Annotated in this window: 12 protein-coding genes and 2 pseudogenes; 9 read left to right on the top strand and 5 right to left on the bottom strand. The window is 50.2% G+C overall.

From position 1 onward, the window contains the following. Positions 1-84 precede the first annotated feature (84 nt). A complete protein-coding gene (locus tag DT73_RS10520) occupies positions 85-1,167 on the top strand; it encodes a nitronate monooxygenase family protein (RefSeq protein WP_036108088.1) in 1,083 nt (360 codons plus the stop codon). On the opposite strand, the gene kch is transcribed toward DT73_RS10520, so the two are convergent. Then, complete coding sequence (gene kch, locus DT73_RS10515; RefSeq protein ID WP_051691342.1) at positions 1,164-2,342, bottom strand: voltage-gated potassium channel protein; 1,179 nt, start codon at positions 2,340-2,342, stop codon at positions 1,164-1,166. The two genes, DT73_RS10520 and kch, sit on opposite strands and share 4 nt — an antisense overlap. 76 nt (positions 2,343-2,418) lie before the next feature. Between kch and DT73_RS10510 the strand changes: the two genes are divergently transcribed. The 3 genes from DT73_RS10510 (at position 2,419) to fhuE (ending at position 6,753) form a co-directional block, all read left to right on the top strand. Continuing rightward, complete coding sequence (locus tag DT73_RS10510) at positions 2,419-2,601, top strand: hypothetical protein (protein WP_036108085.1); 183 nt, start codon at positions 2,419-2,421, stop codon at positions 2,599-2,601. Between the two features lie 27 nt (positions 2,602-2,628). Continuing rightward, positions 2,629-4,206 (top strand): methyl-accepting chemotaxis protein, encoded by a 1,578-nt coding sequence (locus DT73_RS10505; RefSeq protein WP_051691341.1) that lies wholly within the window; start codon positions 2,629-2,631, stop codon positions 4,204-4,206. A 351-nt stretch (positions 4,207-4,557) separates the two neighbouring features. Continuing rightward, complete coding sequence (gene fhuE, locus DT73_RS10500; RefSeq protein WP_036108083.1) at positions 4,558-6,753, top strand: ferric-rhodotorulic acid/ferric-coprogen receptor FhuE; 2,196 nt, start codon at positions 4,558-4,560, stop codon at positions 6,751-6,753. 204 nt (positions 6,754-6,957) lie between these two features. Here the strand turns inward: fhuE and DT73_RS10495 are convergent, their stop codons facing one another. Then, positions 6,958-7,962 (bottom strand): LacI family DNA-binding transcriptional regulator, encoded by a 1,005-nt coding sequence (locus DT73_RS10495; RefSeq protein WP_036108769.1) that lies wholly within the window; start codon positions 7,960-7,962, stop codon positions 6,958-6,960. A gap of 314 nt (positions 7,963-8,276) precedes the next feature. Between DT73_RS10495 and DT73_RS10490 the strand changes: the two genes are divergently transcribed. Both DT73_RS10490 and DT73_RS10485 read left to right on the top strand, forming a co-directional pair. Then, the gene (locus tag DT73_RS10490; protein ID WP_036108080.1) at positions 8,277-9,473 is read left to right on the top strand and encodes an L-talarate/galactarate dehydratase; all 1,197 of its coding nucleotides are present in this window, start codon (positions 8,277-8,279) and stop codon (positions 9,471-9,473) included. Between the two features lie 71 nt (positions 9,474-9,544). After that, on the top strand, positions 9,545-10,855 hold the full coding sequence (locus DT73_RS10485; protein ID WP_036108078.1) for an MFS transporter: 1,311 nt from the start codon (positions 9,545-9,547) through the stop codon (positions 10,853-10,855). 125 nt (positions 10,856-10,980) lie between these two features. Here the strand turns inward: DT73_RS10485 and DT73_RS26740 are convergent. Then, positions 10,981-11,085 (bottom strand): annotated as a pseudogene (locus tag DT73_RS26740) (hypothetical protein); the annotation flags it as partial. A 188-nt stretch (positions 11,086-11,273) separates the two neighbouring features. Between DT73_RS26740 and DT73_RS10475 the strand changes: the two are divergent. The 3 genes and pseudogenes from DT73_RS10475 (at position 11,274) to DT73_RS10470 (ending at position 12,729) form a co-directional block, all read left to right on the top strand. Further along, positions 11,274-11,747 (top strand): heme-degrading domain-containing protein, encoded by a 474-nt coding sequence (locus tag DT73_RS10475; protein WP_036108075.1) that lies wholly within the window; start codon positions 11,274-11,276, stop codon positions 11,745-11,747. 17 nt (positions 11,748-11,764) lie between these two features. Next, positions 11,765-11,869 (top strand): annotated as a pseudogene (locus DT73_RS26735) (myo-inosose-2 dehydratase); the annotation flags it as partial. Positions 11,870-11,907: 38 nt separating this feature from the next. After that, the gene (locus tag DT73_RS10470) at positions 11,908-12,729 is read left to right on the top strand and encodes a sugar phosphate isomerase/epimerase (protein ID WP_036108073.1); all 822 of its coding nucleotides are present in this window, start codon (positions 11,908-11,910) and stop codon (positions 12,727-12,729) included. 543 nt (positions 12,730-13,272) lie between these two features. Here DT73_RS10470 and DT73_RS10465 read toward each other — a convergent pair. Together DT73_RS10465 and DT73_RS10460 are read right to left on the bottom strand one after the other, a co-directional pair. After that, on the bottom strand, positions 13,273-13,578 hold the full coding sequence (locus DT73_RS10465; RefSeq protein WP_036108072.1) for a type II toxin-antitoxin system RelE/ParE family toxin: 306 nt from the start codon (positions 13,576-13,578) through the stop codon (positions 13,273-13,275). Beyond that, entirely contained in the window at positions 13,575-13,862 is a 288-nt protein-coding gene (locus DT73_RS10460) for a damage-inducible protein J (RefSeq protein WP_036108070.1), read from the bottom strand. Before DT73_RS10460 ends, DT73_RS10465 begins: the two co-directional genes overlap by 4 nt. Positions 13,863-14,398: the final 536 nt, after the last annotated feature.

Below are 14,398 nucleotides of genomic sequence, written 5' to 3'. Positions count from 1 at the left end.
ACAATATGGCGTAATAACCTGACTACAAATTTTTGCAGCGTCTTCTACACTTGGTGGTCTGTGCTTTCTAACAACCTGATTACCATGACGAATCCATTATGTGAAGTTTTAAACCTGAAATACCCTATTATCCAGGCACCGATGGCTGGTGTGTCCACACCAGAGCTGGCTGCCGCAGTCAGTAATAGTGGTGCGCTGGGTTCGATTAGTGTTGGTGCAGCAACAGCACCACAGGCCCGGGAGATGATATACCAAACTCAGGCCCTGACCACGGCACCTTTTAATGTGAACGTGTTTTGCCACCCACCAGCCACGCGCAACCCAGCTAAAGAGCAGGCGTGGATAAAGCAGTTCAGCAATATGTTTCACAGCTTTGGCAGCGCTGCCCCTACCGCACTGGACGAAATTTACGCCACCTTTTGCCACAACAGCGCAATGTTGCAGGTATTGCTGGATACCCGGCCTGCAGTGGTAAGTTTCCATTTTGGCCTGCCAGAACCAGAAGCCATTCAGGCACTCAAGACCGCAGGCTGTTTAACACTCGCCAGCGCTACATCACCTGATGAAGCCAGGTTAATTGCCGCTGCAGGTGTGGATTTTATTATTGCCCAGGGGTTTGAAGCCGGTGGGCACCGTGGCGCATTTCTGGCCACAGAGGCAGATGCCCGGTTAAGCACTTCTGAGTTATTGCTACTGTTGCAGAAGGCAACCCCGCTGCCCGTGATTTGCGCCGGAGGCATTATGAACGGCACGGATATTGCGCGAGTCATGCAACAGGGCGCTGCAGGTGTACAGATGGGCACAGCGTTTATTCTCTGCCCGGAATCCGCTGCCAATACCGCTTACCGTGGAGCCCTTAGCCTGGCAAAACCCGGTGAAACATGCATGACATCAGCTATTTCAGGCCGCCCGGCACGCAGCCTGAATAACGCATTCTGCAAGGCTACTCGTATGATTTTGCCTGAAAACATTCCGGATTACCCGGTTGCCTACTCTCTGGGTAAAGCACTGGCAGCGGCTGCGCAGTCAGCTGGCGAGGCGGGTTTTGGTGCTCAGTGGGCCGGAACCGGCGCACACCGGGCCCGTAAAGAAAGTGCAGCCCGGCTGGTTGAAATACTCGCCCAGGAGTGGCGGCACTCATCAGCCAGAATTGAGACGCATCACTAATGGTTTTCGTGGAACAACAGTTGCATCAGATCCTGGTTTGTCATCTTTTCGCCACTGAGCCTGGCAAGCAGCATCTCGCTTGCCAGCGTTTGCAGGGAAAAAACAATATCCGGCTGAACACGTTTAATCTTGTTCAGGTTTTTATCTGAGTTAACCAGAGCAATAATTTTGGTTTCTGGTGAAACCACTTCTTTGGCAGCCAGAACAATAAACGCATTATCGGAGTCATCATCCCGCAGAACCAGAATATTTCTGGCTTTATTCGCACCCGCATTAAGCAATGTCTGGTTCGCTGAAGGGTCATCGACAATTATGTCTGCCTCGGCCGGGTATTCATGAGAAATGCCTGGTGGGACGATGACCGTCACAGTTTCATTACGCTGCTTTAAGCCCGCATAAACACTCATTGCCAGCGGGCTGGCTCCCACAATAATGATATGATTTTTACGCATAGCGTGTGAAATTCGTCCTTTTATCATACGGTTAAGGTTGCCACCTATCACCGGGCCAATAATTGCACTGACTGACGTCGCAAAAACAGTAATCCCCATAATGATGATGGATACAGTAAAAAAGCGCGCCGTACTGGTGACCGGAATAATATCGCCATACCCCACTGTCGACATGCTGACCGTCGAAAAATAGAGCGCCTGAGCAAACTCAGTAATAGGCGGGTGAAATTGCGCCCCAAGGTAAAGTGAACCAAACAGGGCATAAGTGAGTAATGACGCGAAACTGATAAGTGCGAATAAGGTGCCTGCGGCAAGGCTTGAATGGCTGAAATCCCGCCAGAAATAGAGCAAGCACAGGGTGTCGATAAGGGCCAGATAGCCAATACGCAAATTGCCAGCGGTAAGCCAAAAGTTGAATAGTGCCACCACGACCAACAGTAGCAGCGCGAAAGTCCACGCCACCCTTGCCCGCAAAAACAACCCAATGCTCATCAGCACAATTGCACTACCCAGAACCACCTGAGGCAGCCTTAACAGGCCAAAAGTGGAAATGGCGTCTTTCCAGCCAGTGAAATGTTCCATATCTGCCGGCAAAGTGCTCCACACCTGCATCAGCACCGGGTGCAGAAAAATTCCCCCGATAAACAGAGTCAGCAAACTCAACCAGTAGTGTGGCTTTAACCACCCCAAGAAAAACCTGAATTTATTCAACTGAAATTTCATACCGTTAGTTCTTACTAAACCCTGTTAACCAGTGTAGCGAGCTTCACACACTCTGGCCGGGCATTTCAGATGATTAGTGTTAAAAAAACTTTCACTGGCACAAACCCGGTTACGCACTGGCCTTTCCCAGGCTAAAAAACTTCAGCAACCGCCTGTACAAAATTTTCCCCGGTTTATTGACCTGAAGGCAACCCGGTCTACTAACAAATCCCCTTCTCTGGCCGATAACCATTATGAAGTGACACTTCTTACCCCATAATGTGCTTAATTACTAAAGGAATAGCTCATGACTGTTCGACGCTTTTCTCTTATCACCTTCACTGTTTTTCTGATTATTTACCTTTGCAGTAGCGGTACAACCGCCTGGTCCCTGACAGGCAGCAATGAGTCGCTGGATAAAGTGAACAAAGAAATCCGCGTGGTGCTGTCCATTATCGACCCAATTAACCATAGCCGGACTATGCGCGTTAAAGCCATGGAAGCCATGGATTACGCCGCAAAAGGCGATATGGCTGGCTCTGGCAACTCGCTCAATCAGGCAAGCGTTGTACTGGGCAAAGCCGACAACGCCTTTAAGCAGTATATGGATGCACCCAAATATGCCGGTGAAGAGGCCCTGACCGAAGCTTACCGCGCAGCATGGGAAACATACCGCACCCAGGCTTTACTGCCCCTGCTGGATGCAGCAAAACAAAATGACGCGCAGGCGGTAAGAGACCTGGTTACCACAAAGGTGCCAGCACTTGACCGCCAGTTTGAAATAAGCCTGGATAAACTACTGGCATTTCATGAAAGCTACGCACGTGAACTCAACCAACAGGCACAGCATCACTTTACTGGCAGCCTGGTCACTATTGCGGTTTTTGCCCTGGTTTTCATCGCACTGATTGCCGCCAGTATGGTGTTACTTAACCGACGGGTTCTGTCTCCTTTGGAGCAGGCGAAGTCGTTGTGTGACAACATTGCCCGGGGCCAGTTGAGCATGACTATTACGTCAAGCGCCCATGATGAAATTGGCGCTATGATGCGTTCTCTTGAAAAAATGCGCCTGTCTCTGGTCAGTATTATTTCCCGGGTACGGGAATCCAGCCAAATGGTCGGTTATGCGGCTGAAGAAATTGCAGCAGGCAATGAAGACTTATCTGCCCGCACAGAAGAGCAGGCGGCCTCTTTAGGTGAAACAGCAGCCAGTATGGAGCAGCTCACCTCCACGATTAAGCAAACCTCGGATAACACAGCCCAAACCAGCCACCTTGCCAGTGAAATGCAGGCTTCCGCTACGGAAGGCAATACGGTAATGGGCGAGGTTGTCAGCTCAATGAACGTCATTGAAGAAAGCTCAGGGAAAATAGTCAGCATCATCAGTATTATCGAAAGCATTGCCTTTCAGACCAATATACTGGCGCTGAATGCGGCCGTTGAAGCAGCCAGAGCAGGAGAACAAGGCCGCGGTTTCGCTGTGGTGGCAACCGAAGTTCGTAACCTTGCTCAGCGCTCTTCCACCGCAGCAAAAGAAATTAAAGAGTTGATTGAGCAATCTGCCGCACAAATCACTCATGGCAGCGTTCTGGTGAAAAAAACCGGTGAAAGCATGCAACGCGTTATTGGGTCAGTAAGCCAGGTTACCACCCTGATGTCCGAGATTGCGCTCTCTTCCGGCGAGCAAAGCCGTGGCATTGAACAGATCAACCAGGCTGTCGCACAAATGGACACCGTCACCCAGCAGAATGCTGCACTGGTTGAGCAGGCTTCTGCTGCTGCGCAGTCACTTAAAGACCAGTCACATGTTCTGAATGAAGCCGTCTCAGTATTCCTGCTTGGCGACCAAATACAGGAGCCTCACTTATTGTTAGCTGGCCAGTAATCATCGGGCTGCTATCGCTCCGGGATCTTCTTTCCTCACCAGTCCAGGTAGGTGAGTAATAGCAGCTTATTCATCCCAATGCGGGTCTGGAGCAGACCCGCAACAGCGAAGCCCATGGCACACCCGAATCAGGCTTAACGTTCAGCACAGCAACATTCCGGCGAAAAACTCCCTCCTGTCTGTAAATAAAAACTTTTCTTGAAACCCAGTTTCACATGTGGTTACATCCATAACCGCTAATAGTTATTCTTCTCATTATTATTTACATAATTGATTTTCTGCCCGCCGCAATATATCGGTGAGGCGAGCTTTGGGCGGAATTTAACAACTTATTGTTCTAAGGGGATATTCATGTTCGCACTTCCATTCAGGAAGGAACCGCTGTTGCACAAAGGCTACTACTCACTCCTGGCAACCAGTATTTCTCTGGCGCTGATGCCCATGGCTGGCCTTGCGGCTACAACAGACAAAACAGAAGACACAGTGATTGTTGAAGGCACTACATCCACCAGTAATTCCGCGGCACAAAGCCAGGATTACAGCGTGCCAGCCACCTCTGTTGGCACCAAAATGACGTTGATCCAGCGAGATATTCCCCAGTCTGTCAGCATCATCAGCCAGCAACGCATGGAAGACCAGCAACTGGAAAGCCTGGGTGATGTAATGGAAAACACCACAGGGATTAGTAAAAGCACTACCGACTCAGACCGCAGCCTGTATTATTCGCGTGGTTTTCAAATTGATAACTACATGATTGATGGCATTCCCACCTATTTTGAATCCCAGTGGAACCTGGGAGACGCCCTGGCCGATACCGCCCTGTATGAACGCGTTGAAGTGGTGCGCGGCGCAACCGGGCTGATGACCGGCACCGGCAACCCTTCTGCGGCTATCAACATGGTTCGCAAACACGCCACCAGCCGCACCTTCACCGGCAACCTTTCCGCCGAATATGGCAGTTGGAATAAACAACGCTACGTTGCCGATTTGCAGGGCCCGGTAACAGAAAGTGGTAATGTGCGCGCCAGGCTGATTGCCGGTTACCAGGATAACGACTCATGGCTGGACCGCTACAACAACAAAAAAACCTTTTTCTCCGGCATTATTGATGCAGACCTGAGTGACACGACTTCGCTATCCGCTGGCTATGAATACCAGCGCATTGACGTGAACAGCCCCACCTGGAACGGCCTGCCATGGTGGAACAGTGATGGCAGCACACGCCACTATGACCGCTCACACAGTACCGCGCCAGACTGGGCGTATAACGACAAAGAATTCAATAAGTTCTTTATTACGTTAAAACAACGCTTTGCAGACACCTGGGAAGCCACCCTGAACGCCACCCATTCACAAACTAAATTCGACAGCAAAATGATGTACCTGGATGCTGTCGTCAATAAAGATACTGGCCAGTTGATTGGGCCTTATGGCAGTTATGGCGCAGGCTATGACTATGTGGGTGGTACCGGCTGGAACTCCGGCACACGCAAAATGGATGCACTGGATCTCTATTCTCAGGGGACGTACGACTTGTTTGGACGCCAGCATAACCTGATGTTTGGTGGCAGCTACAGCAAACAAACCAACCGCTACCTGAATACCTGGGCCAATATTTTCCCGGATGAGTTTGGCAGCTTTTATGATTACGATGGAAACTTCCCGGAAACCCAGTGGGGGCAGCAAACTGTAGCCCAGGACGATACCACTCACATGAAGTCCCTGTATGCCGCTACGCGTATTTCACTGGCCGACCCGCTACACCTGATCCTGGGCGCGCGTTATACCAACTGGCGAATTGATACTCTGAGCTACAGTATGGAGAAAAACCATACCACGCCTTATGCCGGGCTTATCTTCGATATCAATGACAACTGGTCTGCTTACGCCAGCTATACCTCGATTTTCCAACCGCAAGATTACCGTGACAGCAGCGGGAAATATTTGTCGCCCGTTACCGGCAATGACTATGAAATTGGCCTGAAATCAGACTGGATGAACAGCCGCCTGACCACCACCCTGTCGGTGTTCAGAATTGAACAGGATAACGTGGCGGAAAGCACCGGGCAGTTGATTTCTGGCTCAACAGATTCAGCTTACCGCGGCGTAAACGGTACGGTAAGTAAAGGTGTGGAATTCGAACTAAATGGCGCACTGACAGACAACTGGCAGATGACCTTTGGTGCAACGCGTTATGTTGCCGATGACAACGAAGGCAACGCCGTTAACCCTAACCTGCCGCGCACTTCAGTGAAACTGTTTACCCGCTACCGCCTGCCTGCCATGCCGAAACTGACCGTTGGCGGTGGTGTTAACTGGCAGGACCGGACCTATAAAGATGTGTCCACCGCTTACGGCACATGGCGTGCTGAGCAAGGCAGTTATGCCGTGGTGAATTTATTCAGCCGCTACCAGGTTACCCAAAACCTGGCGGTACAGGCCAATATTAATAACCTGTTCGATAAAACCTATGATGAAAACCTGAATGGTTCCGTGGTGTACGGTGAACCGCGTAACTTCAGTGTTTCGGCAAATTACCGGTTTTAAGCATAACGGCAACCAAAATATTCCCGCCAGCAGGTCACATTGCGGCGGGTAAAAGCTTAGCTTGCCGAATTAACTGATTCGCCCGGAACAACGGCAATTCCGGGCGATGTTACCCCTTCACCAGCGCACCGGCGCACCGGCGCGTGCGGAAAAGTCTTTCACACCATGCCGGCTAATGCGATCAACAGATACCTGTTGACCTCCTCACGCAGATTCCCGCTCAACCAGGTGAAAACCGATATCAATAATCGGTGCGTTACAAGGCTGCTGTTCAATACGCTCGGCCAGAAGAGACGCCGCCTGCAGCCCAATAGCGCGCCGGTCTACACTAATGGTGGTAATTGTGGGCCGGTTGCTGGCTGCAAAATCCAGGTCGCCAAACCCGATGACGGCCAAATCCTGAGGCACTCGCATACCCCGGCTTTCCGCCTCCATGATTGCGCCCTGTGCCAGAGTGTCTGAACTGCACACAATGACATCAAAGGTTCCTTCTCCAAGCAATTGCGACAACCCGGAACGCCCCAGCGCCAGTGAGGCCGGAAGCGGGACATCCACCTGGGGCAGGCCCTTGCTGATACAACTGGCAAATACATCACACAGGCCTTGTTTACGCTGTGCTGCACGGCTGTCTGACGTCCAAAGTAACCCTGGGCGACGATACCCTTTGCGAAGCAGATATTGCGCGGTTGCCTGCCCTACTCGCTCATGGGAAAACCCCACCAGCATATCCAACGGTGTTGGCGTTAGATCCCAAATTTCCACCACAGGGACAGCGGCATTAAGAATCACTTTCTTGAGTTCAGTTGTATGGTGAATACCGGTAAGAACCACGCCGTCTGGGCGGCGGGAAAGCAACGTCGCAACCAGCTCGGCTTCAGTTTGTTCGGTATACCCTGCCACGCACAGCAACATATGGTAGCCCCGCCGCGCCAGCTCATCACTCAAAGCCTGGATGGTATCCACGAACATATTGTTGTTGATTTGAGGCACCACTACTGCCACCAGTTTACTGCGCCGTGATGCCAGCCCACCGGCCATAGCATTGGGAATGTAACCTGTGGCACGAACAGCAAGCATCACTTTCTCAACTGTTTTTGGGCGCACCAACTGTGGGGTATTCAACGCCCTGCTCACCGTCATTGGCGACAACCCGGCATTGCGTGCAACATCTTCCAGCGTTGGGGCGCGTGGATGTCTGGTACTCTTCACCGTTGATTCCCTGAAAATCTGTTGATTTATCTGCACATTATTCATCATGCCCCGGGTCATTGCCAGCGCCCCCATCATCTGCCCGAAAAAACCACAGTACAAACTCACCTTCCGCATTAAAATGTTAACGCAATCATTTTATCTTTCACAAACTTTGCACATGATCAAAAATGTGATCCATTTTGAATAAGTCACTAAATAATCGCTTTTATTTGTGACGTGATGTTCAATTTTACGCCATCTCTCTGGATAACTACGCTCAGTAAAAATAAAAATGTTAGCGCAATCATTTTTACATTAACCAGGAGAGAACCATGTCTTTAAGTGCAAACTCTGAATCCGTGACCTACGCAAAAGTTGCCAATGGAAAAACCGCCGCTGAAACCGGGGACCAAATCGAGTGGGTAAAACTGTCGCTGGCATTTCTGCCGCTGGCAACACCAGTAAGCGATGCCAAGGTACTGACTGGCCGGCAAAAACCGTTAACGGAAGTCGCTATTATCATTGCTGAAATCCGCAGCCGTGACGGGTTTGAAGGTGTGGGTTTTAGTTACTCCAAGCGGGCCGGTGGCCAGGGTATTTACGCACATGCAAAAGAAATTGCCGATAACCTGCTCGGTGAAGACCCTAATGACATCGAAAAAATCTATACCAAATTATTATGGGCAGGTGCATCGGTTGGCCGCAGTGGTATGGCTGTGCAGGCAATTTCCCCTATCGATATCGCCTTGTGGGATATGAAGGCCAAACGCGCGGGTTTACCTCTGGCTAAATTGCTGGGTTCCCATCGCGATTCAGTGCAGTGTTACAACACTTCCGGCGGCTTCCTGCACACCCCGCTGGATCAGGTGCTGAAAAATGTTGTTATTTCACGCGAGAACGGAATTGGTGGGATCAAGTTAAAAGTTGGCCAACCCAACTGCGCTGAAGACCTGCGTCGCTTAAGTGCAGTGCGTGAAGCGCTGGGAGATGATTTCCCGCTAATGGTTGATGCCAACCAGCAGTGGGACAGAGAAACAGCAATTCGTATGGGCCGCGAAATGGAGCAATATAACCTGATATGGATAGAAGAGCCGCTGGACGCCTGGGACGTGGAAGGGCATGCACAACTTGCCGCCGCACTTGATACCCCCATCGCAACAGGCGAAATGCTCACCAGCTTTCGTGAACATGAACAACTGATCCTCGGTAATGCCAGTGATTTCGTTCAACCAGATGCCCCCCGTGTTGGCGGGATATCGCCATTCCTGAAGATCATGGAACTGGCAGCCAAACATGGCCGCAAACTTGCGCCACACTTCGCCATGGAAGTACACCTGCACCTGGCTGCTGCTTACCCACTTGAACCCTGGCTGGAGCACTTCGAATGGTTGAATCCATTATTCAACGAACAACTTGAATTGCGTGACGGGCGTATGTGGATTTCCGACCGGCACGGCCTGGGATTCACTCTCAGCGAGCAGGCTCGCAACTGGACGCAACTCAGTTGTGAATTTGGCAAACGCCCCTGATAACCCGAGGCGGGTAATACCCGCCCTCTTCCCTACAGAGATCATTCTGCCCTTACCCGCGGAGTCGATAAATGAGCACAATAATAAAGCGCACTAAAGTACGCTACAGCATTCTGTTATTTCTGTTTCTCGCTACAGTATTTAATTATGCAGACCGGGCAACGTTATCAGTGGTAGCCCCTATTATGGGAAAAGACCTGGCTTTTGATCCCGAAGCAATGGGCCTGGCTTTTTCCTCATTCGGTATAGCCTATGTCATTATGCAGTTACCGGGCGGATGGTTACTCGACCGCTATGGTTCACGGCTGGTTTATGGCTGTGCACTGATTATCTGGTCACTGGTAACTATGCTACAGGGTACGGTTTATCTGTACACCAGCCCATTAATTGTTTTAGTTATACTGCGTTTATTGATGGGTGCAATTGAAGCCCCTGCTTTCCCGGCAAATAGCCGCCTGAGTGTTCAGTGGTTTCCGAATAATGAACGCGGATTTGTGACTTCGGTTTATCAGGCCGCTCAATATATCTCATTAGGTATTATCACTCCGCTGATGACGATTATTCTGCATAATTTGAGCTGGCATTTTGTCTTTTACTATATTGGCGCAACAGGCGTAATTCTTGGCGCACTCTGGCTGATTAAGGTTCGAGACCCGCTGAAACACCCAAAAGTTAATCAACATGAAATTGACTATATCCGCCAGGGTGGTGGAGAACCCACGTTAGGTAGTCAAAAAGAAACGCAGAAAATCACCCTGGCACAAATCAAAAGTGTTTGCCTGAACCGCATGATGGTTGGCGTATATATTGGGCAGTTCTGCGTCACTTCAATTACCTGGTTCTTCCTGACCTGGTTTCCAACTTATCTGTATCAGGCTAAAGGGATGTCCATTCTTAAAGTGGGTTTTGTTGCCAGTATTCCGGCGATATGCGGGTTTATTGGTGGGTTGCTGGGCGGTGTGTTTTCTGACTGGTTGCTCAAACGTGGTTACAACCTGACAACCGCACGCAAACTCCCGGTTATTTGCGGAATGCTGCTTTCCTGCGTAATAGTGGTTGCCAATTATACGTCTTCAGAATTTGTGGTAATCGCCGCCATGAGCCTGGCCTTTTTCGCTAAAGGGTTTGGTAACCTGGGCTGGTGTGTACTGAGCGACACTTCGCCCAAAGAAGTTTTAGGCGTTGCAGGTGGCGTATTCAATATGTGTGGCAATATGGCGAGCATCATCACTCCGCTGGTGATTGGTATCATCCTTGCCAATACTCAGTCTTTTGATTACGCCATTTTATATGTGGGTTCAATGGGGTTGATTGGGCTGGTTTCTTACCTGTTTGTCGTCGGCCCGCTGGACCGGATTACTCTTGCTCCCAGCGCTGCCTGATTGCACTGTGGCCACCACTTTACTCACGCTGTTTCGGTATTGCCGGAACAGCGTTTAAACATGTTATATACGCAGGACTCGCCTTCGCTTACATCATAACGGCTGATGCTGATATTCAGGTATGACACGTCCTGCGGCAGACATAGTGTTGCCGCTCCTGTTTCCGCCGGTTCAGTCAATACGCGCATAGCGTTAATACAGACGCTCATTTCTGGTAAGTGATAGCGATCACGAATACAAAGCATGATCCGCCATTATGTAACACACCTCAATATCATTTCATTTAGAAAATCATAAAAAAAATCAATAACATAAAAAATGGCTAATTAATTTCATTTTATTGATGTGTTGAAATTTTTATTTCCAAAGCATAACCTCTGTTTTAGTAATCAACCTCTACTTACTACGGAGTTATGCCATGAGTCACTCACTTACCCTTGATGAGCTGTTGAAACAGGAAAAAGAACACCGTTTTAGTGAATTTGACTTTAATGCGGCCTGGGAAATTGGACTGGCTATTCGTCAGCGCGCTGCAAAAGAGAGTGCGCCAGTAGCCATTGAAGTATATGCCTTTGGTCAACCGCTCTTTTTCGCAGCCCTGGCCGGTTCCACTTCCGACAATATTGAATGGATGAAACGTAAACGTAATTCCGTGCTGCGCCTTGCACATTCCTCTATGTATGCCGGACTGAGCTACGAAAAAACGGGTTCGCGTATGGAGCACCACAACTTTATTAACCAGTTTGAATACTGTGACCACGGCGGTAGCTTCCCGATATTGCATACCTCCGGTGCGGTAATGGGGGCTGTTAGCGTCAGCGGGCTGCCGGCTCAGGACGACCACGCACTTGTGTTGTGGGGTATAGCTCAGTATCTGAACAATAAAAACTAAAGCCGGGATAAACGCTAATGAACCGTGATTACGTGAAACTGGCCATTCCCATTAGATGGACCAATAACGATATACCGGAACTGGACCAAGAGAATACCTCCCAGCAATGCATTAGTGAAATGACCGGTCTGTAATTATAAAACCTCGTCTGGAGTACTCTATGAAAAAAGCATTACATGGCATTTCAACACATTACTGCAACATTCTTACCGATGCGCGCATTGCCCACGACACTGGCTACGAAAGCCTGGAGTTGCTCAGTGCGAAGCTGGGGCGTTATCTGGATAATGGTGGTACCACTAAAAAGCTGAAACAGGTTACGGACGGCTATGGCCTCTCCGTTGGTTGTGTCAATGCATTGCTTGAAATGGAACGCTATAAAGGCGAAGAGAAGAAAGCGATGCTGGCGGAAGCCACCCGCCTGACTCGCGCTGCGGCCGAACTGAACTGCCCGACAGTGCAGATCCTCGCGCTGAACGGTATTGATGATAAAGCAGACGATACCGTAATGGACATTATTACTGAAAACGTCAGTGCCATTGCGAGCATCGGCGAAGAGTATGGTGTGCGCTACCAGATAGAAGTGATTGCCTTTACCAAGTTCCGTACCCTGCAGCAAGGGCTGGAGGTGATCCGCCGTGTCGGCAAGCAAAACGTTGGTATGGTGATCGACTTTTGGCACCTCTATGCTGCAGGCTCCCCGCCGGAAGAAGTCGCGCAAATGGATAAAGATCTGATTTATGGCGTACACTTCTGTGATGGACGGTTGCCGAAACCGGGTGAGCCATGGGATCAGATGGTGCTGCGCAATTACATGCCTGGCGAAGGGGAGATTGATATTCAGGCTTATGTCGATGCAGTGAAATCTACCGGTTACGACGGCATGTGGTCGGCAGAGCTTTTCAGCCCGGATCGCTGGGAATATGACCTGTATGACATCGCCACCCTGTGCCGCGAGAACATGGAAAAATATATCGGATAATACGTTCCATCCCACGCTTCCGGTACCGCCGCCGGAAGCACCCTTCCATCATCTGATTTGCCAACGACGTTCAATTTAAATGATTAAAATATTTTGTATTTTATTAAATTAGAATAAAAAATTAAAATTTAAGCTCCCATAACGGGAGCCTCAGGTATACGCTTAAATCAGTTCCACTCATCACGCTTTCCTTTATTTTTCCTTCGCCGTCATTCGTGAGGTCATCGACCAGCCAATAACGGCACGGGACCACAGATCGTGGGTAAGATCAGTTTTGCTTCAGACGAATCACCAGACATTAATGCATTGTGGATCGCAGCCGTTCTGTCTGCTTCAAGCTGGATCGTCGTCACCTGAAGAAAAGCTAATTCGTTCTGTTCTGTCGGGCTTAAACTACCTTTAACACGCGCCTTTTCCAGCAACTCGCCAGTACGACGAGCATATCAGCGACGCACAGCAGAACCACCCGTAAGTGGCTGATAAGGCTTTTTAACGGGATTATCCGGGAGTATGTGGGATAAGACTAGAGAGGCCCTGCTGGCCTCAGCTCGGGCTGTATTGCCCGGCTACCTTCCGGGAGGTATGAAGGACGCGCAGGATGCGCACCCGGGCATTTTCAGTTGCATACACAATAATGAACGGGAAGTGAGGCACCACCAGTTTACGCTGCGTCTCTGAGCGTCCGGCTTTCACCCCGGCAAGCGGGTTTTCTGCAAGGATGCCCGCCATACCCGCCAGCTGTTCATCGGCGGCGATAGCGACCAGTGCGCCCACTTCCCGGTTCAGATACAGGAAGATATTCTCCCTGTCGCTTTGTGCGCGTTTTTCCCATTCAACACAGACCGTCACAGCTTACCCCGCGTGGCCCGTTGCTTCAGGGCGTTCATCCGGTTTTCCATTTCATCGTTGCTGATGTACTCGCCTTCGCCTGCATCATAACGGCTGAACGCCTGTGCTATCTGTTCTTCCAGCCAGCCTTCATGCTCGCTGCTCTGATGGCGGCGCTCTTCAGCGGCCAGCTCTTCCGCACGCTGGCGCATCAGCTCCGTCAGGCTCATCTGCTGACGCTCTGCGGCCTGCATCGCCAGACGTTTGGTTTCTTCGTCGATACGGAAGTGGATGGTACTGCTCATCGTCATAACCTCGCGTGGTGTCGATTGTGTTGTCATTATGATGTCAGTCCTCCGTGTTGTCATCCGGGATTTCTGTTTCCCGCTCTGCCGGATGTCGGGGCATCGCCCTGATCGGGTAGTTTTTGGGGCACGGCCAACTGGCGGTGGCCACAAAACATTTCCTCCCGGGGGTTTGAAGCACTTTCAGGTCTCAGGATCAGGGCGGCAGGGTGAAGGCGGCACGGGGAGTCTGACCGCTAAAAACGACAATCCCGGCGCGAAGGCCGGGATCTGTGCCTCGATTTTTAGTCAGCTGGTTAAGCAATTAGATCTGCTTTTACCTCAGCCAATACTTTCAAAAACGCATTCAATGGAAATTTCATTTCTATTGACTCAGTTAGCATACGACTGTCTGAGAAAAACTCGACTTCAATGGCGTCTGGGCCTTTATCCTGATTTAGCTGACAAAGAACTTGTCCTTTATAAGATATTTCAGCGGTTAGCTTTTCGTAACGAAAACCTCGCTTAGGGCTGTGTCCACATTACGTGGGTAGGAT

The sequence above is a fragment of the Mangrovibacter sp. MFB070 genome, assembly GCF_000705335.1.
Classification (GTDB): domain Bacteria; phylum Pseudomonadota; class Gammaproteobacteria; order Enterobacterales; family Enterobacteriaceae; genus Mangrovibacter; species Mangrovibacter plantisponsor.
The sequence above is the reverse complement of the archived record's forward strand: the minus strand, read 5'-3'. Positions and strand labels throughout refer to the sequence as shown.

Coding starts and splice junctions, on each gene's coding strand:
- DT73_RS10520 (WP_036108088.1), top strand. CDS start 85: ATGACGAATCCATTATGTGAAGTTTTAAACCTGAAATACCCTATTATC.
- kch (WP_051691342.1), bottom strand. CDS start 2,342: ATGAAATTTCAGTTGAATAAATTCAGGTTTTTCTTGGGGTGGTTAAAG.
- DT73_RS10505 (WP_051691341.1), top strand. CDS start 2,629: ATGACTGTTCGACGCTTTTCTCTTATCACCTTCACTGTTTTTCTGATT.
- fhuE (WP_036108083.1), top strand. CDS start 4,558: ATGTTCGCACTTCCATTCAGGAAGGAACCGCTGTTGCACAAAGGCTAC.
- DT73_RS10490 (WP_036108080.1), top strand. CDS start 8,277: ATGTCTTTAAGTGCAAACTCTGAATCCGTGACCTACGCAAAAGTTGCC.
- DT73_RS10485 (WP_036108078.1), top strand. CDS start 9,545: ATGAGCACAATAATAAAGCGCACTAAAGTACGCTACAGCATTCTGTTA.
- DT73_RS10475 (WP_036108075.1), top strand. CDS start 11,274: ATGAGTCACTCACTTACCCTTGATGAGCTGTTGAAACAGGAAAAAGAA.
- DT73_RS10470 (WP_036108073.1), top strand. CDS start 11,908: ATGAAAAAAGCATTACATGGCATTTCAACACATTACTGCAACATTCTT.
- DT73_RS10460 (WP_036108070.1), bottom strand. CDS start 13,862: ATGAGCAGTACCATCCACTTCCGTATCGACGAAGAAACCAAACGTCTG.